The organism is Chryseobacterium sp. LJ668, assembly GCF_019613955.1.
Taxonomy (GTDB): Bacteria; Bacteroidota; Bacteroidia; order Flavobacteriales; family Weeksellaceae; genus Chryseobacterium.
The window spans coordinates 900,655-925,850 of record NZ_CP080443.1; the positions used below are offsets into that span (position 1 = coordinate 900,655).

A 25,196-nucleotide genomic window follows, 5' to 3' on the forward strand; every position below is an offset into this window, starting at 1 on the left:
ATTTTCATACCTGCTCTAAATTTTCAAATCAAAAATCATACAAAATCCTTCACTTTTCTTGGCTCATATTTATCAACTAAATCTGCAATCGCTTTGATGTGTTCTGGTGTTGTACCACAGCATCCTCCAATGATATTGATCAATCCTTTTTCTACATATTCTCTGATTTGGGTTGCCATCTGATCAGGAGATTCATCGTACTGCCCGAAAGCATTTGGAAGACCTGCATTCGGATAAGCTGATATATGGAATTCTGAATTGTGCGCTAGTGTTTCTAAATAAGGCGTCAACTGATTCGCCCCTAAAGCACAGTTGAAACCTACGCTCAATAAATTCAGATGAGAAACTGAGATTAGAAAAGCTTCCGCGGTTTGTCCGCTCAATGTTCTTCCTGAAGCATCGGTAATTGTTCCTGAAACCATGATTGGAATTTCAATCCCTCTTTCTTCCTGAATTTCATCGATGGCAAACAATGCCGCTTTTGCATTTAATGTATCAAAAATTGTTTCTACCAAAAGAATGTCTGAACCACCATCCAGCAAAGCTTCTGACTGTTGCTTGTAAGCGTTTCTCAATTCTTCAAAAGTAATCGCACGGTAACCTGGATCATTGACATCTGGACTTAAACTCGCTGTTCTGTTTGTCGGACCAATTGATCCCGCGACAAATCTTGGCTTTTTGGGATTCTTTGCTGTATAGTCATCACAGACTTTTCTGGCAATTTTTGCAGATTCGTAATTCAGTTCGTAGACCAAATCTTCCATGTGATAATCTGCCATTGCGATGGTTGTTCCTGAAAAGGTATTAGTTTCCAGAATATCAGCTCCTGCTTCAAGGTATTTCCTATGAACTTCTTCGATCGCATGAGGCTGTGTCAAAGAAAGGAGATCATTGTTTCCTTTTACAGGATGTTCCCAGTCTTTGAAACGCTCGCCACGGTAATCTTCTTCCTCAAATTTATAGCGCTGAAGCATGGTTCCCATCGCTCCGTCGAGAATCAGGATTTTCTCGGAAAGGGCTTTGTATAGTTGTTCTGAATTTTTCATTTTATTTAATACTAATTACACGAATTATATTCGAATTTCTCAAATTTTACGCTGAATCTCTTGCAGCCCGACTTGAACGGAGCTCTTTTTGCCGGAGCGCAGCGGAGGCAAAAAAGCGGGAGTGGAAGGCGGATACAGCTGCCCAAATTATTTTACTCCAGCGCTTGCTTCAAATCTTTAATAATATCATCCACATTTTCCAGACCTACGGAGCAACGAACCAAACCTGCTGTAATCCCTACTTCGTTTCTTTCCTCACTAGATAGTTTGGAATGCGTTGTAGATGCAGGATGGGTGACAATCGTTCTTGTATCTCCAAGATTTGCAGATAGTGAACACATTTTTATTTTATCTAAAAATTTTCTTCCGCCTTCAATTTCGCCTTTGATCTCAAAAGCGACAATGTTTCCGCCCAATTTCATTTGTTTTTTGGCAATCTCATAACTCGGATGTGATTTTAAAAATGGATATTTTACAAGTTCAACATTAGGATGTGTTTCTAAAAACTCTGCCACTTTCAACGCATTTTCGCAATGTCTTTCGACACGGATTGCTAAAGTTTCCAAGCTTTTGGATAAAACCCACGCGTTGAATGGTGACATCGCCGGACCTGTATTTCTGGCGAAAAGATAAATTTCTCTAATCAAATCTTCTTTTCCGACCGCTACTCCACCCAAAACACGACCTTGCCCATCAATTAGTTTTGTAGCTGAATGGACGACCAAATCAGCTCCGTATTTAATCGGCTGTTGTAAATAAGGTGTGGCGAAACAGTTATCTACAATGAAAATCAGATTGTTTTTTCTGGCAATCTGACCAAAATATTCTAAATCTAGAATTTCTATCGCAGGATTTGTCGGAGTTTCGAGATAAAGGATTTTTGTATTTGGTTTAATGTATTGCTCTACATTTTCAGAATCTTCAGCTTTAAAATATGTTGTTTCAATATTCCATTTTGGGAAATATTTTGTAAACAAAGTATGTGTAGATCCAAAAACCGACTGACAGCTTATAATGTGATCTCCTGCATTCAGTAAAGCTGCAAAGGTAGAATAGATGGCTGCCATTCCTGTTGCAAAAGCATAACCCGCTTCTGCGCCTTCCATTTTTGCTATTTTATCAGTAAATTCTGTAACATTCGGGTTTGAAAACCGGCTGTACAAATTCTTGGATTTCTCTTCAGCAAAACTCGCTCTCATGTCTTCTGCATCTTCAAAAACGAAGCTTGAAGTAAGATACAAAGGAGTGGAATGCTCGTCAAACTGCGTTCTTTCGGTTTGAGTTCTTATTGCGAGGGTTTCGAAATTTTCGTTTTCCATTATTTTATTATTTTTCCCATAGGTTTCACCTACGGCTATTTATATTAAACCCTTCGGTTTGTTATTACTTTGTTTCACTCAACCGTAAAATATCCCCAAAAACACCACGGGCAGTTACTTTCGCTCCCGCTCCCGCCCCCATGATGACAATTGGATGTTCACCGTAACTTTCGGTATAGATCTCAAAAATTGAGTCTGAACCTTTTAACTGTCCTAAAGCAGAAGTTGCCGGAACAGAAATTAATTTTACATCCAGTTCACCTTTTTCTTTCTGTAAATCGCCATGCAAATCACCTACATATCTTAAAACATGATCCGGCTCCTGATTTTTCTTGATTTTTTCATACTCTCTGTCTAATTCATCAAGTCGTGAAAGGAATTCCCGCTTGGAAACAGAAAGTAAAGCTTCAGGAACTAAATTTTGAATACTGATATCGTTAAACTCATTAATTAAATCTAATTCTCTCGCTAAAATCAGCAATTTTCTAGCAACATCATTTCCTGACAAATCTTCTCTCGGATCCGGCTCGGTAAATCCTTTTTCTAAAGCTTCGTTAACAATTGCTGAAAATTTATCGTCTCTTAAAGAAAAATTATTAAAAACATAGCTTAAAGTTCCTGAGAAAACCCCTTTAATCCTGGTAATATTTTCTCCGGAAAGATGTAAAAGTTTAATAGTGTCAATTAATGGTAAACCCGCACCAACATTGGTCTCATACAGATATCGCTTGTTATTTTTGTTCAAAGTATAACGTAGTTTACGGTATTCTTCGATAGGAAGTGTGTTAAAAATTTTATTGGATGAGACTACATCAAACCCATTTTCTGCTAAAGCATGATAATTTTTGACAAAATCTACACTTGCCGTATTATCAACAACAATCAGATTTTCAAGCTGATTTTCTTTTGAAAAGTTAATGAGTTCGTCAATGCCTGACGATCTTTCCGAAGCAAAAACCTCATCACTCCATTTGTCATCGAATCCTTTTTTGTTAAAGGCAATTTTTCTGGAATTGGCAACTGCAACAACTTTCAAATGTATATTTTTTCTTCTTTTAATTTCTTCTGAAGAATGCAAAACCTGCTCAATTAACGTTTTTCCTACATTTCCGTGGCCAATAATTGCTAAATGAACCGTTTTTGGTTTTTTGAAAATTTCTGATTCAATAATATTTTTAGATTTTTCATCCTGAGAAGAAGTAACGACAATATTAATGCGTTTTTCGCTTGAATTTTGGTTTAAAAGCAACGGGAAAATATTGTTTCTCGCCAGTTCAGAAAGTATTTTATTCAGATCATCTGCCACAAAACCAATGACTGAAACATTATTGATACTGTAAATCTGTGAAACCTTACCTGATTTTCTTTCTGCAGCAAATTCTTCAATCAGACAATTAACCGCTTTTTCAGAATCATCTTCGTGTACAAGAATTGACAGCCCGTTCTCCACGGCTTGTTGAGATATTACTCCAACACTTATTCTTGCGAAGGTAAGTGCTTTAAAAACTCTTCCATCAATACCGATTTCGCCTAAGAAATCTTCTCCTTCAAACTTGATGATTGATCTGTTTTTTAAAAATTTTATTTCGTTAGCATTATTTTTCATCTACAAAATATTTTTTATGATATAATTTAATTGTTCATATTCCATTAGAAAGGCATCATGCCCATGAATTGATCTGATCTCGTGATAGAAAACATCTTCTTTCTCAGTTTTCAGCTTATTAAAAGACATTCGAATTTCAGAAGCCGGGAAAAATAAGTCGGTATCTACAGAGATCATATGCATTCGTGCTTCGATTTTGCTTAAATCTTTTTCGTCAGCATTAATGTTCATGAGCAAATGATTCATCAGTTGGTAAGATTTTAAACTAAATCTTTCGGCTAAAGATTTGCCATGATAAACCAACCAATCTTCCGATTCTAATTTTTGCTTTTCCTTGTTATAATTGTTTTGAAATCTGTCATTTAGAGATTGAGGCGTTCTGTAACACAACATCGCATGAATTCTTGCTTTTTCTAATGGCTGATCAGAATCATTTAATAAAAATTTCTGAACCAAACATTGAGCATGAAGCCAATCGTGAGTTTTAAAATCACACGCAATCGGAATAAAGAGCTCGGCCAAATCTGGAATTTTAGCAAGCATTCCCCAACCAATTCCACCACCAAGCGAACCCCCGATAATGGCATATAAGTTTTTAATATTTAAAATCTCAAGACCTTTCAGAAAAATATTGGCAATATCTGAAGGGGTGAAATCTGAATACTCATCAATAAAAAAATCATCATATCCGTTTCCGGGAATATTGAAGCACAGAACAGTATATTTATTGGTATCAATGATCTGATTTTCGCCAATCAACTGCTTCCACCAACCTTTTTCTCCGGAAACATTTGAATTTCCGGTTAAGGCATGATTGACTAAAATGATGGGTGCTGAAAACAGTTCTTTCCCAAAAAGCTGATAGCTTAACGGGATCTGATATTCCTTTTGAGAATCGGTTTTGTACAAAAAATTAATATGTTGCAGTTCTGTTTTCAATTTTATCTTAATTAAATAAATTTGAAAATGCCACGGGAAATGGCTGAAAAGAACTTCAGTAAGTTATCTGTCCAAAATAATCTTTTGGTAGAACGTAGCACCTTCTTCACTTGCGCGAAGGGTTGCTAAGGTTTCACAGGGTCTATCCCTCAACCTTTCTTGATAACATTTTCAATATGTAAATGAACGAATGGTGCAAATATAATACATTTCTGCTAAATAAGTAAATAAAAAATATTTCTTATTAAAAATCCTTTAATGAGAAATATTTTAGAAGTATGTTAAGAATTATTAAGCTTAAAAAAATTGGTTTTTTTTGTCAAAAAATCTACCTTAGCAATGAAAATGATGCAATATGAGTGTTGAAAAACAGAGACTAAAAGATAAAAACTGGTTAAACTGGGGACCTTATGTCAGCAACAGACAATGGGGAAATGTGCGTGAAGATTACAGTCCCAACGGTGATGCATGGCGGTTTGCGAATCACAATAATGCCGAAAGCTATGCCTACCGATGGGGCGAAGAAGGCATCGCCGGAATTTCAGACACCAAGCAACTCTTTTGCTTCGCACTTTCATTCTGGAATAAAAATGACGAAAGGGTAAAAGAACGATTTTTCGGATTAAGCAATCCTCAGGGAAATCATGGAGAGGATATTAAAGAAATTTTCTACTATTTAGATAATACACCGACACACAGCTACATGAAGCTGGTCTATAAATATCCCATCAACAAGTTTCCTTACGAAGATTTAGTCGCTGAAAACGGAAGACGAACCAAGAAAGAACCGGAGTATGAAATCATCGACACGGGAATCTTTGATAAGGACGAGTATTTTGATATTTTTATTGAATATTGTAAAGGAAATTTTGATGACATTTTGGTGCGGGTTACGGTTTGTAATCGCAGTAACCAAGATGCACCAGTTGTTGTAATACCAACCGCGTGGTATAGAAACAACTGGAAATGGGGGTATAATGAATACAAAGGTCAGCTGCAAGATTCTCATGACGGATGTATCAACATCAATCACGATAGTATTCCTTTGAAGAAATTTTATTCAAAAAACAAAAATGCACAACGCGTTTTTTGTGATAACGAAACCAATAATCCAAAAATTCATGGAACTGCAAATGTTGAAAATGCATATTATAAAGATGGAATTAATGATTTTGTAGTCCATCAGAAAAACACGATTAATCCGGAAAAAAAAGGTTCCAAAGCATCATTTATTGTTGAAAATGAGGTAAAAGCCGGGCAGTGTGAAATTTTCGAATTCAGATTGACATCCCATGAGATGGATGATCCTTTTTATGATTTTGAAAATATCTTCAGTACAAGAATTTCTGAAGCTGATGAATTTTATGAGGAAATTCAGCAGGATGTTCCGAACGAAGACGAAAGAAACGTACAGCGGCAGGCTTTTGCAGGCCTTCTCTGGAATAAGCAGTTTTATCACTATAATGTAGGAAAATGGCTGAAAGGCGACCCAAATCATGAAGCCCCAAGAGATTTTGAAAATTATGTGAGGAATACCGAATGGGAACATCTTCACAATAAAGATATCATTTCAATGCCCGATAAATGGGAGTATCCTTGGTATGCGACTTGGGATTTGGCATTTCACTGTGTTCCTTACGCAATTATTGACGGTGATTTTGCTAAAAACCAGCTTCTTCTTTTGACTAAAGAATGGTACATGCATCCTAACGGACAAATGCCCGCTTACGAATGGAATTTAAGTGATGTAAATCCACCTGTTCATGCATGGTCTTGTTTCCGAGTATTTAAAATAGATGAAAAAGCAAATGGTAAACCTGACCTTTTATTTTTAGAAAAAGTTTTCCAGAAACTACTTTTAAATTTTACCTGGTGGGTCAACCGAAAAGATAAAAACGGTAAGAATATTTTTGGCGGTGGATTTTTAGGACTCGATAACATCGGAGCTTTCGATCGGAATATGACTCTTAAAGATGGTGAACATCTTGAGCAGGCAGACGGTACAAGCTGGATGGCAATGTATGCCCTGAATATGATGCGTATTGCGATGGAGCTGGCTCAATATTACCAGGTTTACGAAGATATGGCCATCAAATTCTTTGAACATTATCTCTACATCGCCGAGGCTATGGAAAATATGGGTGAAGACAAAGAAGGTCTCTGGAATGAAGAGGACGGGTTTTTCTATGATGTTCTTCAGCTTGGAGACGGAGAAAGTGTAACCTTAAGACTAAGAAGTATTGTAGGATTGATTCCGATGTTTGCAGTAGAGATTATTGATCATCATCTTTTGGATAAAATGCCCAATTTCCGTGAAAGGATGGATTGGGTTTTGAAAAATAAACCTGAACTTGCCAATCTTGTATCTCATTGGGACGAAGAAGGCAGCGGTAGAAAGCATTTGATGAGCATCCTCCGTAAGACAAGACTTAAGAAAGTTTTGACAAGAATGGTTGACGAAAAAGAATTTTTAAGCACATACGGTATTCGTGCGATGTCAAAAGTGTATGAAGAAAACCCTTTTGTTTTCACCGTTCATGGCAATAAAAATGTAGTGTATTACACTCCGGCAGAAAGTGACAGCCGAATGTTTGGCGGAAACAGCAATTGGAGAGGTCCGATTTGGTTTCCGATTAACTTTTTAATTGTAGAAAGTCTCCAGCGTTTTCATTTTTATTATGGAAACAGCCTGAAAATTGAGTTTCCGACAGGAAGCGGTGAGCAGAAAAATCTGGATGAAGTTGCTACCAATATCAGCAACAGACTTTGCTCTATATTTTTGAAAGATGAAAGCGGACAACGTGCTTTCAATGGGGGAAATTATAAATTTAACTATGATCCGAATTTCAAAGATTATATTACTTTCTTTGAATATTTTCACGGAGACAACGGCCGCGGTGTAGGTGCATCACACCAGACAGGATGGACGGCTACGGTTGCAAAACTGATGAAGCCAAGACTGGCTTAATTGGTTGGAGGGTTTGAGTATTGTAATTTTTGAGTGTCATAGAATAAGTGACAATTTTCTACAGCACTCAAACCCTCCCATTCTATTTTCCAACTTTTTCTGTGTTTACATAAATTTCAAACCCAATTGCTACAGTAGGTTCTAGTGTTTTTGAAACCGAGCAGTATTTTTCAAAGGACAGCTCACATGCCTTTAAAGCTTTTTTAGGGTCGATTGTTCCTTCTAAAAAGAATTTAACGAGGATAGATTTAAAAGGTTTGGCATCTTCTACAGGAACTCTTTCTCCTTCCACTTCAGCTCTGAAACTTGTAATTTCCTGTCTTTGCTTTTTTAAAATTGAAACGACGTCGATTCCGCTGCATCCTGCTACTGCCATCAATACGCTTTCCATCGGAGAAACGCCTTTTGCGCCGGGCTGTGAAGTGTTATCTAAAAGAATTGAATTTCCTTGTGAATTGGTACATTCAAATAAAAAATCGTCGTTAAGTCTATTGAGAGTTATTTTCATTATTACTTATTTTATTACAAAGTTACAAAATCCCTCTTGCTTTGATCTCCAGATATTTATTAATCACCTCCACATTCAGATTTTCCGGAAGCGTATACACAGAATAAATTCCAAATTTTCTTAACTCCTGAATGATGAGTTTTTTCTCAAATTCAAATTTTTCAGCAATCACTTCGTCATAAATTTCCTGCATACTTTCCGGATTTTTGTGAAGCAAAGTCTGTAATTCTGAATTTTTAAAGAAAACGACAACCAGCAAATGGTTTTTGGCAATACCGCGAAGATATTTCATCTGACGGTTTAAGGCGTCCAGTGTTTCGAAATTGGTAAAAAGCAAAATAAGGCTTCTCTGGTTTACAGAATATTTCACATCCTGATATAACCTGTTGAAATCACTTTCAAAAAAATCTGTTTTGATATTGTACAATGATTCTGAAATTTTTCTCAACTGTCCTGATTTGTTATCAGCAACAACTTTATTTTCTGCTTTTTTAGAAAAAGTCATCATCCCTGCACGATCACCTTTTTTCAGGATAATATGTGATAAGGCCATAGTTGCATTAATCGAATAATCGAGAAGACTCAGTCCTTGGAAAGGCATTTTCATCGTTCTGCCTTTATCAATCAGCATAAAAATCCGCTGTGATTTTTCATCCTGAAATTGGTTGACCATGATGCGGTTTGTTTTTGAAGTTGCTTTCCAGTTGATGGTTCTTACGTCATCTCCGGGAACATATTCTTTGATTTGCTCAAACTCCATTGTATGACCGAGTTTCCTGATTTTTTTGATTCCGCCGAGCAAAAATTCATTTTGCAAAGCCATCAATTCATACTTTCTTAAATGAATAAACGACGGATAAGCCGGAAGCATGGCATCTTTCTGAAAAGTAAATCTTTTAGACACAAAACCTATAGGAGATGAAGCAAAAATATTTAAAGCTCCGAAATTGTATTCCCCTCTTTCTTTCGGCTCCAAAATATATTGAAATAAAGTGTTTTTACCAGATTCAATTTGTTTTTCAATTAAAAAATCTCTCTTCTGAAACTGAAATGGTATTTCATCAATTACTTTCGCATTGATTTTGAAACTATACTTATTTTTAATATCAACTTTTACCTGATTTTCGTCGCCATTGGATAGTTTTTCAGGTAAAATTCTTTGTGCTAACAAGCCATTTTTTTCTCTAAACAAAAGCAGATAATCAACCATCGCGGCAAGGAAAACCAACAATAAAAAAATATGCCCGAAAATCATCAGAAACGGAAAGAAAAATGCAAAAACATATAGAATCCCCACTCCTGTGAGCGCGAAAAAAAAGCGATTGTTGATATATAATTTCTTCATTGACTATATGCTATAAATAAAGGGCAGTAAGCTGTAAACGTCAACTTCCAACCAATGACCCATTTCTATCTCGGAATTTCAATTCCTTCCAAAATCTGACGGATAATTTCATCGGCAGTCAATCCCTCCATTTCTCTTTCCGGTGACACGATCACTCGGTGTCTTAAAACTGCATAACTCGCCTCCTTGATATCTTCCGGAGTTACAAAATCTCTTCCCCTCAATGCCGCAAAAGCTTTTGAAGCCGTCAGCAAAGCTAAACTTGCTCTTGGCGAAGCTCCCAAATACAGAAATTGATTTTCTCTCGTGCTGATAGTGATTTTACCAATATATTCCATCAGTTGAGATTCGACAATGATCTCTTTTACCAATTTTTGATAATGGCTCAATTGCTGAGCGCTGATTACTGGTTGTACCACATCTGTTTTATCTTCCTGCCTGCTTTCGTGCTGGTTTTTGATGATGGCAATTTCCTGTTCAAGATTCGGATAACCTACATTTATTTTAAACAAAAAACGATCGAGCTGCGCTTCCGGAAGCCTGTATGTTCCTTCATGCTCAATGGGATTCTGTGTAGCCACGACCAAAAAGGGAGCTTCCATTTCATATTGCGTTCCATCCATTGTGATTTGCCTTTCTTCCATCACCTCAAACAATGCCGACTGCGTTTTGGCTGGTGACCGATTGATCTCATCAATTAATATAAAATGGGAGAAAATAGGACCTTTCTTAAACTCAAATTCAGAATTTTTTATACTGAAAATTGATGTCCCCAAAATATCTGAAGGCATTAGATCCGGCGTAAATTGTATTCTGCTGAAGTCAACATCTATTGTTTTTGCCAATAATTTTGCTGTTATTGTTTTTGCAACTCCTGGAACACCTTCAATCAAAACGTGACCATTCGAAAGTAAAGCCGCCAAAAGATGCTCGATCATATCATGTTGACCGACAATTACTTTTGCAATTTCGGCTTTTACTTTTTCCAGACTTTTGCGAAGTTCGATCATATCAATTCTCGGTTCAAATCCGCTTTCTTTTTTATCTAAATTGATAAAATTCTGAGAGTCTATATTTTGGTTTTCTTGGTTTACCATAACTATGTTTATTATTTTTGAGCTCCGTAGGAGCGAAATGTTTGTAGTTTTAGCTTGAAACGGTTAGTGGAGCTCCGTAGGAGCGGCACTTTAATCTTCATCAAATTCAAACATATATTTTTCTTCGTATTGTATTTCAAATTTATTTAAAAGTTCAATATACTCTTCTTTAAAGCTTTTCCTTTTGTGATGTTCTTCTTGGTTAAGTATATAACTAACAACTTTATCAATCTGACTTTTAGAATAAGAAAAAGCGCCGTAACCTTCCTGCCAGTTAAATTTTCCATTGACCCATTTTTGTTCATTAATAAATCTGGAAGAATTTGCTTTAATGTCACGAACAAAATCTGATATTTTAAGATTCAAACTATTAAATCCCACAAGAAGGTGAATATGGTCAGGATTAGCATAAATTGCTAATAATTTTTGGTTGCTATTTTTAATAATTCCTGAAATGTATTTGTGCAAATCTTCTCTTTTTGAATTATGAATCAGATTTTGCCTTCCCTTTACAGCGAAGATCAATTGAATGTAAATCTGAATATATGTATTTGCCATTTCTGTATCGCTCCTACGGAGCTCAATTTATAATTATCGTTTTAGTTACAAACATTCCGCTCCTACGGAGCTCCCCTTCTAATCTATCACTTCAATATATCATCCAAAAGTTTATTCATTCTCGCCAGATCTTCCTTCATCACACTTGCATAGGGATCTTGAGCCTCTTTTATTAAAACAACCGCTTCATTAATCGTTTCAATATTTTTTCCGGTTTTCAACTGAAGTTTTTTTGCGAACTCTTCATCCAAATTTTGCGTATCAATCAATAGATCGAGTCTTACTCTGTTTAGAAAATACTGTGCTTTTTTTGCCATCATATCATGAAAATCTCCTTCCTGCAGATAAAGATTCCCTATACTTTTTACAAAATCGACGGAAGTGTTCTTTAACGGTTCAAGAATGGGAACGATTCGCTGTTTTCTTTTTGCATTAAAAAAGATAAACAAAATCAACCCACCCAACAAAAGCCACCAAGCATATTTCAGAGCCGGGTTTCCTAAAATAAAACGCATAAAAAACCTTGACTCTTTGGTATTCGATTCTACAAACCAAAGCGTTTCTCTATCATCAAGATAAGAAAAAACATCTTGTGCATATTTTGTATTTCCGGATTTTAGAAGGTAATAATTAGTCAAAAATAGCGGTTCACAGTGAATGTAGATTTTTCCTTTCCCAAAATTTGCTTTAATGAAATTAGCCTGATCGGTATTTTCTGCCTCCACTGTTTTTCCTAAAGCCTGAACACCTGGTTTTATATAGGAAAAGCCTCGTCCGGAAGGAAATTTATCTAATTTAATAAAATCATTATGATATTTTTTATCGGTCAGCTTTAATACGTTATTGTCTTCAAATGAAATCTGAGAATCGTAAAAACCAATGCTGTCTGAGATTTCTTTTGGCATTTTACTCATAATCAGCATTGCGTCAGATCCTTTATAAACCTCATCAAGGATCTTCTTCCAGGATTGTATGTCAATATCACTTTCAATCACTAAGATATTGTGGGCATCTTTTTTATTTTGATTATAATAATCGTAAGCGGTAACATCAATTTTTTTGAGGTTATTTTTAAATAAATCTTTTACTTCCTGATTAAAAACAAATAATCCGAAAGGTGATTTTTCATTCACATCAAAATTTTTTCGCCAGTCTACAACCTCTTTTTTATTAACTTCAAGCAACGCCAAAATCACCATGATAATGATGAAAATTAAAGCATATATTTTGAACGTTTTATTCATTTTAAATTTAATTATGGTTTGAAAGACTGATACTGTTCTTTAAATTTTAAATAACTTTGATCATCAATATTGAACTCACCATACCAAACATAATCGAAAATATAAGAGAGATTTGAAAATTCTTCTTTTAAAAGTGGAACTTTAAATTCAGCAATATAATCTTTATTGGTTTTTTCAGGGTTCCAGAGAATGAGTTTTTTGTCACTGAGTTTTTTCAGCACAAATAAAAACTGGTAACGAATCGCCGAACGATAATCTTTTGACCTCTCGAAAGCAACAATGCTTTCAGGAAAATTGATCTCATGAATGTTTTCGTGAAGCTCTTCGTCAGTGATGACTACTTTTTTATTTCTTTTTCCGAAAAAGAGATTCCCGTTTTTGCCTATTAGAAATTTAACGATAAAATACAGCAGAAATCCGACCAATATAATCGCAAACAAACGGATAATGGTTGTTGTAATTTTTGCAGAACTTTCTAAACTTGTTTCGCCAAAAACACTCTGAACAATCTTTAAAACTTTCCTCATCAGCTTATCCCAAAATGACTCTCTGGGTTTTGAAGTCGAATAATCAAACTCATTACCTTTATACCTTGATTTGATATTTTCTTTAAAACTTTTAGGATAAACTGTATTTTCTGAAACAGGATTTTTAAGCAAAACAGAATCTGCGCGTTGCATATTTTTATAATGCGGAGTACTGAGAGAATCACTGTAAGATTCTTCATAATAATCATTATATACAACCGTGCTGTCTGCCTCCTGAGCATCTGACAGCACAAAAGAAAATAGAAACAGTATGAAAAGTATTCTTTTATTCATTGATTCCGATCGTATCTATTTCAGCCAGCTCTACCTGCTGGTGAAGGTCTCTTCTGCTATCGTAATAGATCAGACCGGCATTAACGTATATTAAATTATAAAGGAAAAATGACACCAGCATTGAAATTCCGTAAACTATAAAAAACACAATGCCTATTGTTCCTGAGAATGGGTTTTGCTCAAAATTACCATCTGATTCTGTCGTCATCATCGTGAAAAAAAATATAATCATGGGAATCATTGTAAAAATGGTAGTAAGCACATACATGATGATAAATACAACCAATGTGGAACCCCAATACTTCCAGTATGGAGATTTTTCCCTTCCGTTAGCGTAAGAAAACTGCGCGCGGATAGAATAACTTAAGCTTTCAAAAAAACCTCTATTGCTGTTAAAAAGGTCATACATCAGAAAGTTGACAATATTGATTACCGAGGGAAAAACGAATAGCATAATGGGTATCCCGATCAGGATGATAACCAAGGCATAAGAAACTCCCAATATAATGAAAGCGGGTGGAGTCACAATAAAAATCATTCCGAGAAAAAGAATTAAGATTCGTTTGGCGTTGTTTTTAAAGTCGTTTAAAATATCATCCATGGTGATCTTCGTCTCGCCAGCAGCCAGTCTTTTCAGATAAAAAACAGGATACAGGTAATTTACAATCATTAAAACAACAAAAAGTATAAACGTAAGTGATCCTACAATAATGAACATTCCCAGATTATCTTCAAAATAATCTTCAAGGTAGGAGCTGTTCCCGCTGATATTTGATCCCAAAATCTGCATTAAGAGTTCTCTATAACCGAAAATCACCACAACTACCATCAGAATAAGCAAAAGCCCATTCAGAAGAATATAATTCTTGAAATAATTTTTACCGTAAAGCCTGAAAAACCCGAAACTGTCGCTGATAAACGTTCCGAAATCTCTGTTTTTATAAAACTGCATCATAGGTTGTCATTGTGTTATTAAGTTTTTTATTAACGATAAAAGGATACACAAAGTAGTAGAATCCTATAATGGTTAAACATCCGAAAATGATAATTAAATTTAAAAATTCCGGCATTTTCAAAGCATGTCTTGTCACATAACCTTCAATGATTCCCGCACAGATTGTGAATGGAATGGTGCTTAAAAATATTTTGAATGAATCTTTTAAACCAGTTTTTAAAGATTCAAATCTTGACAGGGTTTTTGGGAAAAGAATTGAAGCTCCGAGAATCAATCCGCACATTGCTTCTACTACCATTGCAAAAATTTCAAAAACTCCGTGAAGCCAGATTCCTCTTGCACTGTCTTTTAAAGCCCCATAATCATAGAAAAAATACTGGAATGAGCCCAACATCACAGAATTGGAAAGAAGGGCGTAAAGCGAACCTACTCCACCGAAAATACCGTAGATATATAATTTTGCACCTACAACAATATTATTAAAAATAATCCCTATCGTGCTTCCCCATGTCGAGCCGCTTTGATAAATCCCAACTGCATTACCTTTCTTGATGTTTTCAATAGTGGTATTCACATAGCTTTCGCCTAAAATAATGTTGGCAAAATTTTTATCATAAACAGCCGAAAGAACGCCAATGGAAGTAAAGAGGATAAAAAATATAAAAGCGTACAATAAATAGCGCCTGTAGTGATAGACCAGCAACGGAACTTCAGTTCTGAAAAAATACAGCATCCTGTTTTCTTCTACTCTTTTGGTTTTATAAATTTTCTGAAAAATTTGAGAAGAGAGGTGATTAAGATACACCGTCGTATTACTTTTAGGGTAATAAGTCTGGGCAAAAGAAAGATCATTGATCAGATTGATATACAGCGAAGACAGGTCATCAGGATTTTTTTTGATTTTCCCTTGAATAACCTGTTCGATTCCCAACCATTTTTCTTTATTTTGTTTAATAAAATAAACTTCTCTCATAATTGTAAGGCTAAAATAATAAAAAATATGTCTCAAATTGCGATTAATACTTCACAAAATGTAAATATTAATTTTAACATTTCGAGTATTGGCGAGAGGTTTCTTGCCTTCATCATCGATTCTTTGATAAAGGGGGCTTATATGCTTGTTACATTTTATATTTTCTTCAGTATTTTAGATTTAGGCTATTTACTTGATGGTCTTGACCAGTGGTCTCAGATGGCGATTTATATTGCTATAACTTTCCCGGTTTACATTTATCCTGTTGTTTTGGAGAGCCTGATGGAAGGACAGACTCCCGGAAAAAAAATCATGAAAATACGGGTTGTGAAGATTGATGGTTATCAGGCGGGTTTCGGAGATTATCTTATCCGCTGGGTATTCAGAGTCATTGATGTTTCTTTTTTAATTGTTGGTTTTATTACGATGCTCGTCACCAAAAATAATCAGCGTTTTGGAGATATTGCTGCCGGAACTGCCGTAATTTCGCTTAAAAATAACATCAATATTTCCCATACTATTTTAGAAAATCTTCATACAGATTACATTCCTACTTTCCCGCAAGTTATTGGTCTGAGTGATAATGATATGAGAATTATCAAAGACAATTATCTGAAAGCTCTAAAGATTGACGACCGACAAATTATTAGCAAACTTTCAGATAAAATTAAAGGAATTTTAAAGCTTGAAATTGATCCCACAAAAATGACCGAAAGACAATTTATCAACGTCATTATCAAAGATTACAATTATTATACTGGGAAAGATTAATTAAGATCTGTAGTTAATTTTTGTTTCACAAGTCAATTTTGATTTTAAGATTGATAGTAAAACTAATTGACGTTTCACCATTGACTTTAATACTTGAAATATTCCCTTCGGTTCAAATTTTGTATATTCTTTTAAATCAAGATAATGAAATCGCCAGATTAAGTATAACCTAACAAAAATTGGCGATATCCTATATCCTTTTAAAACAATAAATCTCCACATATGAAATTCGAAAACAATAGATCAGGAAACGGCGGAGTGATCACACTCAGCAATGAGATTAAAGAAGTCGGGCGCCTGACGTATACGATATTCCCCGAAGATAACAAACTTATTATTTCGTTCGTCCTCGTTCATCCTGAGTTTGAAGGACGCGGAATGGGTAAATATTTGGTGGAAGAAGCCCTTAAATTTTCAAGAGAAAACAAATGGAAGGTCTATCCACACTGTTCTTATGCTAGAGCTGTCATGAGAAGGATGAATGATGTGGAAGATATCTTTTTAGAACGTTAAAACATCATTCAGAATGATATCTTCAATATCATCGGGGTAATTAACTTTAAAATGAATATCTGAATACACCCAATCTGTTATTTCTTTTGCATCCAGGGTTTTTGAATTGGGAATTCCTATTTTATCTAAAGCAGAAGCGTTACACTCTTGCTCATACTGATTGTGAATAGGAATGACAAATAGTTTTTTATCCATAAAAAGCGCTTCAGCCGGACCTTCGAAGCCTGCATTACATAAGATACCATCACAGCTTTCGAAACATTCAAGAAAATGTGTTTCGTCAATAGGATAAATTTCTACATTATTGATCTGAGTATGAATTTTAGTATATTTTGAAAAAACCCTCCATTCTACAGGGATCTGGCTTATAACTTTCGTAATATTTTCATCCGAGAAGCTAGGCAGATACACGATATAAAAACCTTTCTTAGCAGGATTTAAATTTCTAATTTTTCTTCTGATGACGGGCTTTTTAATTTGAGGATGATAATTGTCAAAATGAAAACCAATTTTATCTTTACTTGGGCAGTAGTGCTTTAGAATAAATTCACCGAAAAAATCTTTTTTATCAGGTTTGGGAGTTTCTTTAAAGCTCATGGAAGCTTGATGGCTAAGCTCGAGCATTTTTAGATTTCTCATTTTGCATGCCCATGCTGTCAGAGGTTCATAGTCGTTGATAATTAAATCATACTGATTCAACTTGATTTGCTGTATTTTTTTGACTGCTTCGAAGAAGTTATTCTCAAAGAGAATTTTTTTATAGGATATTCCGCCTGTTTTATTATACAAAAGTGAAACTCCGCGGTGACTGAAATCAATAGGAAAATCGGCCTTTAGCTGTGATTGATGACCGCTGATCAATGTATCTACAAATGCATATTTTTTTAAAAGCGGAATGATCTCCTGAGCTCGCGCTACATGGCCATTTCCGGTTCCCTGAAAAGCATACAATACTTTCATCTCCAGTTTTTCAAATTATGTAAATTGGGTAACTATTTTTAAAAGGTCAGAATTATTCATGTCCTGAATTTCTTCCGATTCGTCATCTTTCAACAAATGTTGATGCTCTTCGTAATGGAAGATATTCCATTCGTTGCAGTTATATTCTAAAGCGGAAAGATTTTCTATCCAGTCACCGGAATTTAGATAAGTGCATGAGCCTTTTTTAGTAACTACCTCTCGAATTTGTGGCTGATGAATGTGTCCGCAGATTACAAAGTCATACCCATTATCAATCGCTAGCTCGGAAGCTGTCAATTCAAAATCACCAATATATTTAACTGCTTTTTTGACGTTGTTTTTGATTTTTTTAGAAAATGAATATTTTTCTTTACCCATCTTATCCAAAATCCAATTGACCAAATTATTAATAACTATTAAAAGATCGTAGCCTTTTCCTCCTAATTTTGCAATCCATTTCGAATGTTGCACAGACGCGTCAAAAACATCACCGTGGAAAATCCAGGTTTTCTTTTCGTTTAAATTTAGGCAAAGTTTATTGATGACTTTTAGTTTACCTAATTCAAAATCGGTAAATTTTCTGAACATTTCATCATGATTGCCTGTGATGTAGTATACATCTGTAGATTTTGTGGCAAATGAAATAATTTTTTTGATCACTTTGAGATGAGTCTTAGGGAAGTAAGACTTTTTAAACTGCCAGATATCAATAATATCACCATTCAAGACCAATGTTTTTGGTTGAATAGAATTGAGATACCTCAACAATTCTTTAGCCTTACATCCGTAAGTTCCCAAATGTACATCCGAAATGACAACCAATTCAACGTTTCTTTTCATTTGCAGATTTTATTTTATCATGCATTGCCTTTTAGCAATTTTAATAAAATGATTTATGCAAAGAAACTACTTGAAAATGAATTGTATATGAATGCTATATTATATTTTATAGAGAATCTAAAAGTTCATCTGTAATTTCCATGTTATGATAAACATTTTGTACATCATCATCTTCCTCAAAACGGTCAAGCATTTTCATATTTGCCTTAAACTGCTCTTCTGTAACTTCTTTAGTAATATTGGCAATTCTCTGAAGTTCTGCACTTTTGACTTCAATTTTGAGCTCATCTAATTTGTGAGATAGTGAACCAAAATCTTCAAAAGCAGTGGTAATCATTACTTCTTCTTCATCTTTTTCTACATCTTCTGCTCCACCATCGATCATTTCCATTTCAAAATCGTCCCAATCCATCTTGATTTGTGATTTATCAATGCTAAAAATTCCTTTTCTGTCAAAAATAAAAGCCAATTCACCATTCTTTCCCAAGTTACCGTCAAATTTATTAAAGGTCGCTCTAACGTTGGCTACAGTTCTGGTTGTATTGTTGGTCGTACATTCAACAAAAAAAGCAACACCGCCTTGTCCGTAACCTTCATAGTTGATCTCTTCATAGTTTTCCGCATCTGCTCCACTTGCCTTTTTGATGGCTCTTTCTACGTTATCTTTAGGCATATTTGCACCCTTTGCATTCTGAATGCATCTGCGTAATGCCGGATTTGCTTCAGGATCAGGACCGCCGGCTTTTACTGCTAATGCGATGTCTTTACCGATTTTAGAAAAAGTTTTGGCCATTTTATCCCAACGTGCCATTTTCGAAGCTTTTCTATATTCAAACGCTCTTCCCATTTTATATTTTAAATTTCAACAAAATTACTTAAAATCAACAATAAAAAAAATACCCCCGGAAAATCCGGAGGTATTTATTATGTAGAAAAATTAATTATTTTTTCTTTTTAACTACTTTTTTCTTAGCTGGAGCTTTTTTCACTGGAGCGTCTTCGTAATCTCTTTTAGAGATCGCATTCCATTGAGCAGCGTCTTCAATAGCTTTAACAACTACTTTTCTATCAGCTTGTCTTTCAGCATCAGAAGCTTTTTCAGAAACTTTAGCTTTAGCTTCACCAACACCAATTGATTTTAATGCATTAGCATCTACACCTCTTGCATCTAAAGCAGCAACTACCGCAGCAGCTCTTTCTCTAGATAATTTTAAGTTGTATGCTTCAGAACCTTTAGCATCAGTTTGACCTTCTAACAAATAGTTACCTCCATCTTTCTTGATGATATCAGCAGCTTTGTCTAAAGCAGGAGTAGATTCAGCTTTAATTGTCGCTTTGTTGAAATCAAAATAAACACTTTTAACTTGCTCATCAATTTCCTTTTCTGTAACAATTCTTGGTTTAGGACATCCGTTGTATTCTGGAAGACCTGGAACAGTAGGACAAGCATCATCTTTATCTAAGATACCGTCACCGTCTGTATCTGGCCAAGGACAACCATTGTTTTCTGCAGGACCTGCAACTGTAGGACAAGCATCATCTTTATCGATTACACCGTCACCGTCTGTATCTGGCCAAGGACAACCGTTGTTTTCAACCGGACCAGCAACTTCTGGACATTGATCGTCTTTATCTGGAACTCCATCTCCATCAGTATCAGGACATCCCTGGAATTCTGGTAAACCTGGTGTATCTGGACACAAATCGTCTTTATCTAAAATACCATCCTTATCTCTATCTCTGTTTCCAAATCTAAAGTTTAAAGATGCAGAAGCTTGCCAGAAGTTTGCAACTGTAGACTTATCTCCAGGAGTGGTAACATAATCACCTTGGATACCAAGACCGAAGTTCTTAGTCAACCAGAAGTTAGCACCAGCACCAGCAGCAACTGCAAAGAAATTTGCTTTACCGTTTTCGTTACCGTTTTCACCGTTAGAAACACTTTCTCCTCTCCAGTCTGTTCTTGGGAAAGTAAGAGCAGTATAATCATGTCTCAAGTAGTTAGCACCAACTCTTAAATAAGGGTCAAACCAAGATTCTTCATTCCAAATAAGACCAGCTGCCTTAGCTTGGAAACCAAGACCTGTCATTAACATGAATTCTTTACCCATGTTGAATCTTTGATTTTCAACATTCCCAACAGTAGTCTGCCAGTCAATTACCAAACCTTTACCGATGTTTCTTGCAACAGTAAGTTTAGATAATGGTGGAGTGATTGAGAAATTGTTCACGTTGAACATTGTCTTTGTCAAATTTGTAGCAGAAAACGTGTTACTAAAGTTACCCGCCTGTGCTTTATGGTTTTCCGCGTGAGCACCAACCCCGATTAACCACGGATTGTTGGTAGTCTGAGCGAAAACAGTAGAGGCCACAGTAAGCGCCAATGCTGAAATTCCTAATTTTAGATTTTTCATAGAATTAAATGATTAAATAATTGATATTGCAAAATAAATATAATTTTTCTTTATAAACAAAGTTTTCAGGATGATTTTTAACTTTTCTTTAATATTCTATCGAGGTCACGTTTATTTTCTCTATCTTTAATGGTCTCTCGTTTATCAAAAAGTTTTTTACCTCTTCCCAATGCAATCAATACTTTGGCTTTACCTTTATCATTTATGTACAGTTTAAGAGGTATGATGGTATTACCTGCATCTTTCAACTTTTTTTCGAATTTTAACAATTCTCTTTTGTGCAACAGCAACTTTCGTTCCCTTTTTGTTTTATGATTATAAAAAGTGCCCAGTTTATATTCATCAATCATCATATTAATGATGTACAATTCTCCGTCGATGAACTGACAGAAGGCTTCTGAGATAGATGCCTTAGAAGAGCGTAAAGATTTTATTTCGGTTCCGGTAAGCACCATTCCGGCTTCCACTTCCTCTATAAACTCATACTCGAAACGTGCTCTTCTATTTAATATGTTAACAGTTTTTTCAATCTTCATTTCCTAGAATTTCATTCATGTAATATACAAAAATACACCACATTAAAAACTTGAGTATTACATTATTATAATTACCCGAATTCTTTTCGTAATTTTGCGCCAAATTTACAAAACAATATGTTAACAGTATCTAACTTATCTTTACAATTTGGGAAGAGAGTTCTTTTTGACGAGGTAAACATCATGTTTACAAAAGGAAATTGCTACGGAATCATCGGAGCAAATGGTGCAGGAAAGTCTACATTCCTTAAAATATTAACAGGAAAGCAGGATCCAACTACCGGACAGGTGTCCCTAGAACCAGGGAAAAGAATGTCTGTTTTGGAGCAGGATCACTTTGCATATGATCAATTCACAGTGCTTGAAGCTGTTTTGAGAGGAAACAAAAAATTATTTGAGATAAAAGAAGAGATGGACGCTTTGTATGCTAAAGAAGATTTCTCTGATGCTGATGGAATAAAAGCTGGCGAACTGGGCGTAGTATATGACGAAATGGGTGGCTGGAACTCGGAATCTGACGCACAAACCATGCTTTCTAATGTAGGCATTAAAGATAGTATGCACTGGCAGATGATGAGCGAACTTGAGAATCAGGACAAAGTAAAAGTACTTTTGGCTCAGGCTCTATTCGGAAATCCAGATGTACTGATCTTGGATGAGCCTACGAATGACCTTGATATTGATACCATCGCGTGGTTAGAAGATTTCCTGGCTGATTATGAAAACACTGTAATAGTTGTATCTCACGACCGTCACTTCTTGGACACCGTTTGTACGCACATTGGTGATTTAGATTATGCTAAATTAAACCTTTATACTGGTAACTACTCTTTCTGGTACCAGGCTTCTCAGCTGGCAACAAGACAAAGAGCTCAGGCTAATAAAAAAGCTGAAGAGAAGAAGAAAGAACTTCAGGATTTCATAGCGAGATTCAGCTCAAACGTTGCTAAAGCTAAGCAGGCAACTGCAAGAAAGAAAATGATCGACAAATTAAATATTGACGACATTAAGCCATCTTCAAGAAGATATCCTGCAATCATTTTCGAAATGGAGAGAGAAGTCGGAGATCAGATTTTAGATATTAAAGGCCTTGAAAAAACCAAAGACGGCGAATTATTATTCTCAAATATTGATTTAAATCTTAAAAAAGGCGATAAAGTTGCTGTAATATCTAAAAATTCATTAGCAATCACAGAATTTTTTGAAATTCTGGCAGGAAATGCTCAGGCCGATAAGGGAAACGTAGCATGGGGAGTAACAACAAACCAATCTCATATGCCTTTAGATAATACTTCTTTCTTTCAGGAAGATATTAATTTAGTTGATTGGTTAAGACAATTCACCAAGAATGATGAAGAGCGTCACGAAGAATTTATGCGAGGGTTCTTAGGAAGAATGCTATTCTCCGGTGATGAAGCTTTAAAATCTTGTAAGGTGCTTTCCGGAGGTGAAAAAATGAGATGTATGTTCAGCAGAATGATGCTTCAGAAAGCCAACGTTTTACTTTTAGATGAACCTACCAATCACTTAGATCTTGAAAGTATTACAACATTAAACAATTCATTATCTAATTTTAAAGGTAACTTGTTATTGTCTTCTCATGACCACGAAATGCTTCAGACAGTCTGTAACAGAATTGTTGAGCTGACTCCAAAAGGGATTATCGACAGAGAAACAACTTATGATGAGTATCTTGCTGATAAGAAGATCAAAGAATTAAGAGAAAAAATGTATTCTTAAGGATATATTCAAATTTATTTAAAGCGTTTCTTTTCGAAACGCTTTTTTTACATCTAAATCTTCACAAAAACTTCTGAACATCTCATTAAAAATCGCCCAATAAAGGCCGACTAATTTGTTTAGTAGCCGGTAAAGACACCATTTCCGGATCTTATATAAACCGTCTTTTTCCAGCTCTCTTTTTTATAGCTTCAGCTCTTTTATTACTGTCGGAATGCGAATCAAACATTTTCTTAAAACCACATTGTGCCGTTCCAGTAGAATCTTTTATATAATAAATATTTATTTTATGTGAAGTCAATACTTTTCTTACAAAAGAAAACCTTTCCCACCATGGCAGAAAAGGTTAAATATATGTAAATTGTGTTCTAATCGATAAATAAAGAAGCAATAGCTGTAGCTTCAGCACCGGTCAAGATCTCGTCATATGCCGCAGAACCTGCTGCAGCTCCGAAAGCGGTTGCAGTATTAAATCCTGCCTGCATCGTAACATCTTCACCCGCATAAACCGCGTTTGTTGCAGGTGGCATACCGCCACTTCCACTTCCGCCACTTGCTAACTCGATCCATCCTTTATTGGCACGCATTCTACGAACCATTGAAGCATGTCTTGCTTCCACAGAGTGAATTTGTAGTGCTGCCTGAAGTACTGCCCCATTTGACATTACATTTCCAGCCTGTCCTTTGTAAGCTCTTACACCGGTATCTTCAAAAGCCTGAGCTAACGTAAGAAATTGTTGATAATTTGTAAATGGCGTAAATGCACCGTTTACAGTGAAATCAAAAGTTGGTTTAGCACCCGGAGCAGTCCCTAATGACGTTAATGTACTTTTAAGAAAAGTAACGTGAGCTGCCTCATGTTTAGAAATCTGTAAAAAAACCGCTCTATCTCCTGTAGGAATTAAACCTGCAGTATTCAAACCAATTCTGTAATATTCATCTTCCAAATATTCTAAAGTCAAAGCCAATTGCAGAGCATCCGTCAATGCACTTTTCATTGCTAACGTAGGTCCTGTCTTAGTTTCTGCTTTAGCAGAAGTTGCCATAAAGCTTCCTAATCCTAATGGTATTGCTGCAACTGCCGCTTTTTTACCAAATGAAGTTATATCTGAAAGATTATCTAGTCTAGACGTTTGTTTTGTAAAAAAAGAATCGTCAGAAAGTTTATCTAATAATTTTAAAATGTTCATAATAATAGATTTTTGAAGTGAATAATTAGTTAATACCTCTTTCTTTCCAGGTAAATGGAGTTTTAATAAATCCTCCGGCTGCCATAATAACATCTTTCGGTTCTTTTGCTACATCAAGTCCTGTATTAGGATCTACTACATCATCTCCTGAGAAAGCTGCAGTTAAAGGATTAATCAAATCTCTAATCGCTGACGCATGTCTCGCTTCTACAGAAACAATTTTACCTGCAAGCACAAGATAAGTAGGGTTGGTAATATACTTCCCTGCGGCGTTGTACGCTGCAACTCCTGTGTCTTCCAAAGCTTTTGCAGTAGCCAAAACTGAATTTCTATCATTAAAGTTTACATTTGGGTACTGAAATTCAAGCGTTGGTAACACATTATTCGTAGCACCTGTAATTGCTGCTTTGAAAAAATCTCTGTGAATTACCTCGTGGTGATAAATGTCTGTTAAAATATCTTTTTCAGCAACAGAAATCCCTCCGTAGAAGTTGTTCACCACTTTCGTGTAGAAATCGGCTTCTAATTGTTCAAGAGCGTATGCATAGTTCAAAACACCGACATCGCCCATTCCCAAATCAAATATCTTATTATCATTGTATTGAAAATTGTCGTCATCGCAGCCTACTAAAGTAAGTCCGGCTATGGCTATACCAATACCGCCTAGCTTTAAAAAGTTTCTTCTGCTGGTATCCAGGGTGGCTCCCTGGTTAGAAACATTAATTGGTTTTTTCATAATATTATTTTATTAAAGGTTTAGTACTTTAATGGTATCTACGACAATAAATTTCTTTTGGTTTTCATAATGTTTATATTTTTTTAATATTTATTCACTTAATTCCTTAAAATTCCT

The 25,196-nt window shown here is 35.4% G+C and carries 23 protein-coding genes and 1 riboswitch; of the genes, 4 read left to right on the plus strand and 19 right to left on the minus strand.

Annotated features, from left to right (window positions below; all coding sequences use genetic code 11):
* Positions 1–35: 35 nt before the first annotated feature.
* From K0U91_RS04285 to K0U91_RS16200, 4 genes are all read right to left on the minus strand, one after another.
* Positions 36–1,046, minus strand: a complete 1,011-nt coding sequence (locus K0U91_RS04285; RefSeq protein WP_220180678.1) for a homocysteine S-methyltransferase family protein — start codon at positions 1,044–1,046, stop codon at positions 36–38.
* A 152-nt stretch (positions 1,047–1,198) separates the two neighbouring features.
* Positions 1,199–2,365, minus strand: coding sequence for an O-succinylhomoserine sulfhydrylase (locus K0U91_RS04290; RefSeq protein ID WP_220180679.1), 1,167 nt, complete (start codon positions 2,363–2,365; stop codon positions 1,199–1,201).
* Between the two features lie 64 nt (positions 2,366–2,429).
* On the minus strand, positions 2,430–3,971 hold the full coding sequence (locus K0U91_RS16195) for an ACT domain-containing protein (protein ID WP_258561925.1): 1,542 nt from the start codon (positions 3,969–3,971) through the stop codon (positions 2,430–2,432).
* Entirely contained in the window at positions 3,972–4,910 is a 939-nt protein-coding gene (locus K0U91_RS16200; RefSeq protein ID WP_258561926.1) for an alpha/beta fold hydrolase, read from the minus strand.
* A gap of 60 nt (positions 4,911–4,970) precedes the next feature.
* Positions 4,971–5,079: riboswitch (SAM riboswitch) on the minus strand.
* Between the two features lie 186 nt (positions 5,080–5,265).
* Here K0U91_RS16200 and K0U91_RS04300 point away from each other — a divergent pair.
* On the plus strand, positions 5,266–7,878 hold the full coding sequence (locus tag K0U91_RS04300) for an MGH1-like glycoside hydrolase domain-containing protein (protein ID WP_220180680.1): 2,613 nt from the start codon (positions 5,266–5,268) through the stop codon (positions 7,876–7,878).
* A gap of 82 nt (positions 7,879–7,960) precedes the next feature.
* Here the strand turns inward: K0U91_RS04300 and K0U91_RS04305 are convergent, their stop codons facing one another.
* The 8 genes from K0U91_RS04305 to K0U91_RS04340 form a co-directional block, all read right to left on the minus strand.
* Positions 7,961–8,386 (minus strand): OsmC family protein, encoded by a 426-nt coding sequence (locus tag K0U91_RS04305; protein WP_219971561.1) that lies wholly within the window; start codon positions 8,384–8,386, stop codon positions 7,961–7,963.
* 22 nt (positions 8,387–8,408) lie between these two features.
* Entirely contained in the window at positions 8,409–9,731 is a 1,323-nt protein-coding gene (locus K0U91_RS04310) for a DUF58 domain-containing protein (RefSeq protein WP_220180681.1), read from the minus strand.
* Positions 9,732–9,796: 65 nt separating this feature from the next.
* Positions 9,797–10,741 (minus strand): AAA family ATPase, encoded by a 945-nt coding sequence (locus tag K0U91_RS04315; protein ID WP_408912598.1) that lies wholly within the window; start codon positions 10,739–10,741, stop codon positions 9,797–9,799.
* A gap of 177 nt (positions 10,742–10,918) precedes the next feature.
* A complete protein-coding gene (gene tnpA / locus K0U91_RS04320) occupies positions 10,919–11,386 on the minus strand; it encodes an IS200/IS605 family transposase (RefSeq protein WP_219971558.1) in 468 nt (155 codons plus the stop codon).
* Between the two features lie 86 nt (positions 11,387–11,472).
* On the minus strand, positions 11,473–12,630 hold the full coding sequence (locus tag K0U91_RS04325; RefSeq protein ID WP_220180683.1) for a hypothetical protein: 1,158 nt from the start codon (positions 12,628–12,630) through the stop codon (positions 11,473–11,475).
* Positions 12,631–12,641: 11 nt separating this feature from the next.
* Positions 12,642–13,451, minus strand: coding sequence for a DUF4129 domain-containing protein (locus K0U91_RS04330; protein ID WP_220180684.1), 810 nt, complete (start codon positions 13,449–13,451; stop codon positions 12,642–12,644).
* On the minus strand, positions 13,444–14,406 hold the full coding sequence (locus K0U91_RS04335) for a DUF4013 domain-containing protein (RefSeq protein ID WP_220180685.1): 963 nt from the start codon (positions 14,404–14,406) through the stop codon (positions 13,444–13,446). The genes K0U91_RS04330 and K0U91_RS04335 overlap by 8 nt, the downstream gene beginning before the upstream one ends.
* The gene (locus K0U91_RS04340) at positions 14,390–15,379 is read right to left on the minus strand and encodes a stage II sporulation protein M (RefSeq protein WP_220180686.1); all 990 of its coding nucleotides are present in this window, start codon (positions 15,377–15,379) and stop codon (positions 14,390–14,392) included. Before K0U91_RS04340 ends, K0U91_RS04335 begins: the two co-directional genes overlap by 17 nt.
* A 27-nt stretch (positions 15,380–15,406) precedes the next feature.
* Here K0U91_RS04340 and K0U91_RS04345 point away from each other — a divergent pair, with 27 nt between their 5' ends.
* Positions 15,407–16,150 (plus strand): RDD family protein, encoded by a 744-nt coding sequence (locus tag K0U91_RS04345; protein WP_220180687.1) that lies wholly within the window; start codon positions 15,407–15,409, stop codon positions 16,148–16,150.
* Positions 16,151–16,372: 222 nt separating this feature from the next.
* Positions 16,373–16,663 (plus strand): GNAT family N-acetyltransferase, encoded by a 291-nt coding sequence (locus tag K0U91_RS04350; protein WP_219971552.1) that lies wholly within the window; start codon positions 16,373–16,375, stop codon positions 16,661–16,663.
* Here K0U91_RS04350 and K0U91_RS04355 read toward each other — a convergent pair.
* From K0U91_RS04355 to smpB, 5 genes are all read right to left on the minus strand, one after another.
* Positions 16,652–17,623 (minus strand): glycosyltransferase family protein, encoded by a 972-nt coding sequence (locus K0U91_RS04355; RefSeq protein WP_220180688.1) that lies wholly within the window; start codon positions 17,621–17,623, stop codon positions 16,652–16,654. The two genes, K0U91_RS04350 and K0U91_RS04355, sit on opposite strands and share 12 nt — an antisense overlap.
* Positions 17,624–17,638: 15 nt before the next feature.
* Entirely contained in the window at positions 17,639–18,463 is an 825-nt protein-coding gene (locus K0U91_RS04360) for a UDP-2,3-diacylglucosamine diphosphatase (protein WP_220180689.1), read from the minus strand.
* Between the two features lie 106 nt (positions 18,464–18,569).
* The gene (locus K0U91_RS04365) at positions 18,570–19,310 is read right to left on the minus strand and encodes a YebC/PmpR family DNA-binding transcriptional regulator (RefSeq protein ID WP_220180690.1); all 741 of its coding nucleotides are present in this window, start codon (positions 19,308–19,310) and stop codon (positions 18,570–18,572) included.
* A gap of 94 nt (positions 19,311–19,404) precedes the next feature.
* On the minus strand, positions 19,405–20,877 hold the full coding sequence (locus K0U91_RS04370) for an OmpA family protein (protein WP_220180691.1): 1,473 nt from the start codon (positions 20,875–20,877) through the stop codon (positions 19,405–19,407).
* A 77-nt stretch (positions 20,878–20,954) separates the two neighbouring features.
* Positions 20,955–21,413, minus strand: a complete 459-nt coding sequence (smpB, locus tag K0U91_RS04375; protein WP_219971545.1) for an SsrA-binding protein SmpB — start codon at positions 21,411–21,413, stop codon at positions 20,955–20,957.
* 117 nt (positions 21,414–21,530) lie between these two features.
* Between smpB and K0U91_RS04380 the strand changes: the two genes are divergently transcribed.
* Entirely contained in the window at positions 21,531–23,153 is a 1,623-nt protein-coding gene (locus K0U91_RS04380) for an ABC-F family ATP-binding cassette domain-containing protein (protein WP_219971544.1), read from the plus strand.
* A gap of 368 nt (positions 23,154–23,521) precedes the next feature.
* Here K0U91_RS04380 and K0U91_RS04385 read toward each other — a convergent pair whose 3' ends face one another.
* Together K0U91_RS04385 and K0U91_RS04390 are read right to left on the minus strand one after the other, a co-directional pair.
* Complete coding sequence (locus K0U91_RS04385; protein ID WP_219971543.1) at positions 23,522–24,343, minus strand: ferritin-like domain-containing protein; 822 nt, start codon at positions 24,341–24,343, stop codon at positions 23,522–23,524.
* A gap of 25 nt (positions 24,344–24,368) precedes the next feature.
* Positions 24,369–25,079, minus strand: a complete 711-nt coding sequence (locus K0U91_RS04390) for a ferritin-like domain-containing protein (RefSeq protein WP_219971542.1) — start codon at positions 25,077–25,079, stop codon at positions 24,369–24,371.
* Positions 25,080–25,196 lie beyond the last annotated feature (117 nt).

What these genes read in the sequence shown, in the direction of transcription:
- K0U91_RS04285 (WP_220180678.1), bottom strand. Translation starts at nt 1,046, where the DNA reads ATGAAAAATTCAGAACAACTATACAAAGCCCTTTCCGAGAAAATCCTG.
- K0U91_RS04290 (WP_220180679.1), bottom strand. Translation starts at nt 2,365, where the DNA reads ATGGAAAACGAAAATTTCGAAACCCTCGCAATAAGAACTCAAACCGAA.
- K0U91_RS16195 (WP_258561925.1), bottom strand. Translation starts at nt 3,971, where the DNA reads ATGAAAAATAATGCTAACGAAATAAAATTTTTAAAAAACAGATCAATC.
- K0U91_RS04300 (WP_220180680.1), top strand. Translation starts at nt 5,266, where the DNA reads ATGAGTGTTGAAAAACAGAGACTAAAAGATAAAAACTGGTTAAACTGG.
- K0U91_RS04305 (WP_219971561.1), bottom strand. Translation starts at nt 8,386, where the DNA reads ATGAAAATAACTCTCAATAGACTTAACGACGATTTTTTATTTGAATGT.
- K0U91_RS04310 (WP_220180681.1), bottom strand. Translation starts at nt 9,731, where the DNA reads ATGAAGAAATTATATATCAACAATCGCTTTTTTTTCGCGCTCACAGGA.
- K0U91_RS04315 (WP_408912598.1), bottom strand. Translation starts at nt 10,741, where the DNA reads ATGATCGAACTTCGCAAAAGTCTGGAAAAAGTAAAAGCCGAAATTGCA.
- tnpA (WP_219971558.1), bottom strand. Translation starts at nt 11,386, where the DNA reads ATGGCAAATACATATATTCAGATTTACATTCAATTGATCTTCGCTGTA.
- K0U91_RS04325 (WP_220180683.1), bottom strand. Translation starts at nt 12,630, where the DNA reads ATGAATAAAACGTTCAAAATATATGCTTTAATTTTCATCATTATCATG.
- K0U91_RS04330 (WP_220180684.1), bottom strand. Translation starts at nt 13,451, where the DNA reads ATGAATAAAAGAATACTTTTCATACTGTTTCTATTTTCTTTTGTGCTG.
- K0U91_RS04335 (WP_220180685.1), bottom strand. Translation starts at nt 14,406, where the DNA reads ATGATGCAGTTTTATAAAAACAGAGATTTCGGAACGTTTATCAGCGAC.
- K0U91_RS04340 (WP_220180686.1), bottom strand. Translation starts at nt 15,379, where the DNA reads ATGAGAGAAGTTTATTTTATTAAACAAAATAAAGAAAAATGGTTGGGA.
- K0U91_RS04345 (WP_220180687.1), top strand. Translation starts at nt 15,407, where the DNA reads ATGTCTCAAATTGCGATTAATACTTCACAAAATGTAAATATTAATTTT.
- K0U91_RS04350 (WP_219971552.1), top strand. Translation starts at nt 16,373, where the DNA reads ATGAAATTCGAAAACAATAGATCAGGAAACGGCGGAGTGATCACACTC.
- K0U91_RS04355 (WP_220180688.1), bottom strand. Translation starts at nt 17,623, where the DNA reads ATGAAAGTATTGTATGCTTTTCAGGGAACCGGAAATGGCCATGTAGCG.
- K0U91_RS04360 (WP_220180689.1), bottom strand. Translation starts at nt 18,463, where the DNA reads ATGAAAAGAAACGTTGAATTGGTTGTCATTTCGGATGTACATTTGGGA.
- K0U91_RS04365 (WP_220180690.1), bottom strand. Translation starts at nt 19,310, where the DNA reads ATGGGAAGAGCGTTTGAATATAGAAAAGCTTCGAAAATGGCACGTTGG.
- K0U91_RS04370 (WP_220180691.1), bottom strand. Translation starts at nt 20,877, where the DNA reads ATGAAAAATCTAAAATTAGGAATTTCAGCATTGGCGCTTACTGTGGCC.
- smpB (WP_219971545.1), bottom strand. Translation starts at nt 21,413, where the DNA reads ATGAAGATTGAAAAAACTGTTAACATATTAAATAGAAGAGCACGTTTC.
- K0U91_RS04380 (WP_219971544.1), top strand. Translation starts at nt 21,531, where the DNA reads ATGTTAACAGTATCTAACTTATCTTTACAATTTGGGAAGAGAGTTCTT.
- K0U91_RS04385 (WP_219971543.1), bottom strand. Translation starts at nt 24,343, where the DNA reads ATGAACATTTTAAAATTATTAGATAAACTTTCTGACGATTCTTTTTTT.
- K0U91_RS04390 (WP_219971542.1), bottom strand. Translation starts at nt 25,079, where the DNA reads ATGAAAAAACCAATTAATGTTTCTAACCAGGGAGCCACCCTGGATACC.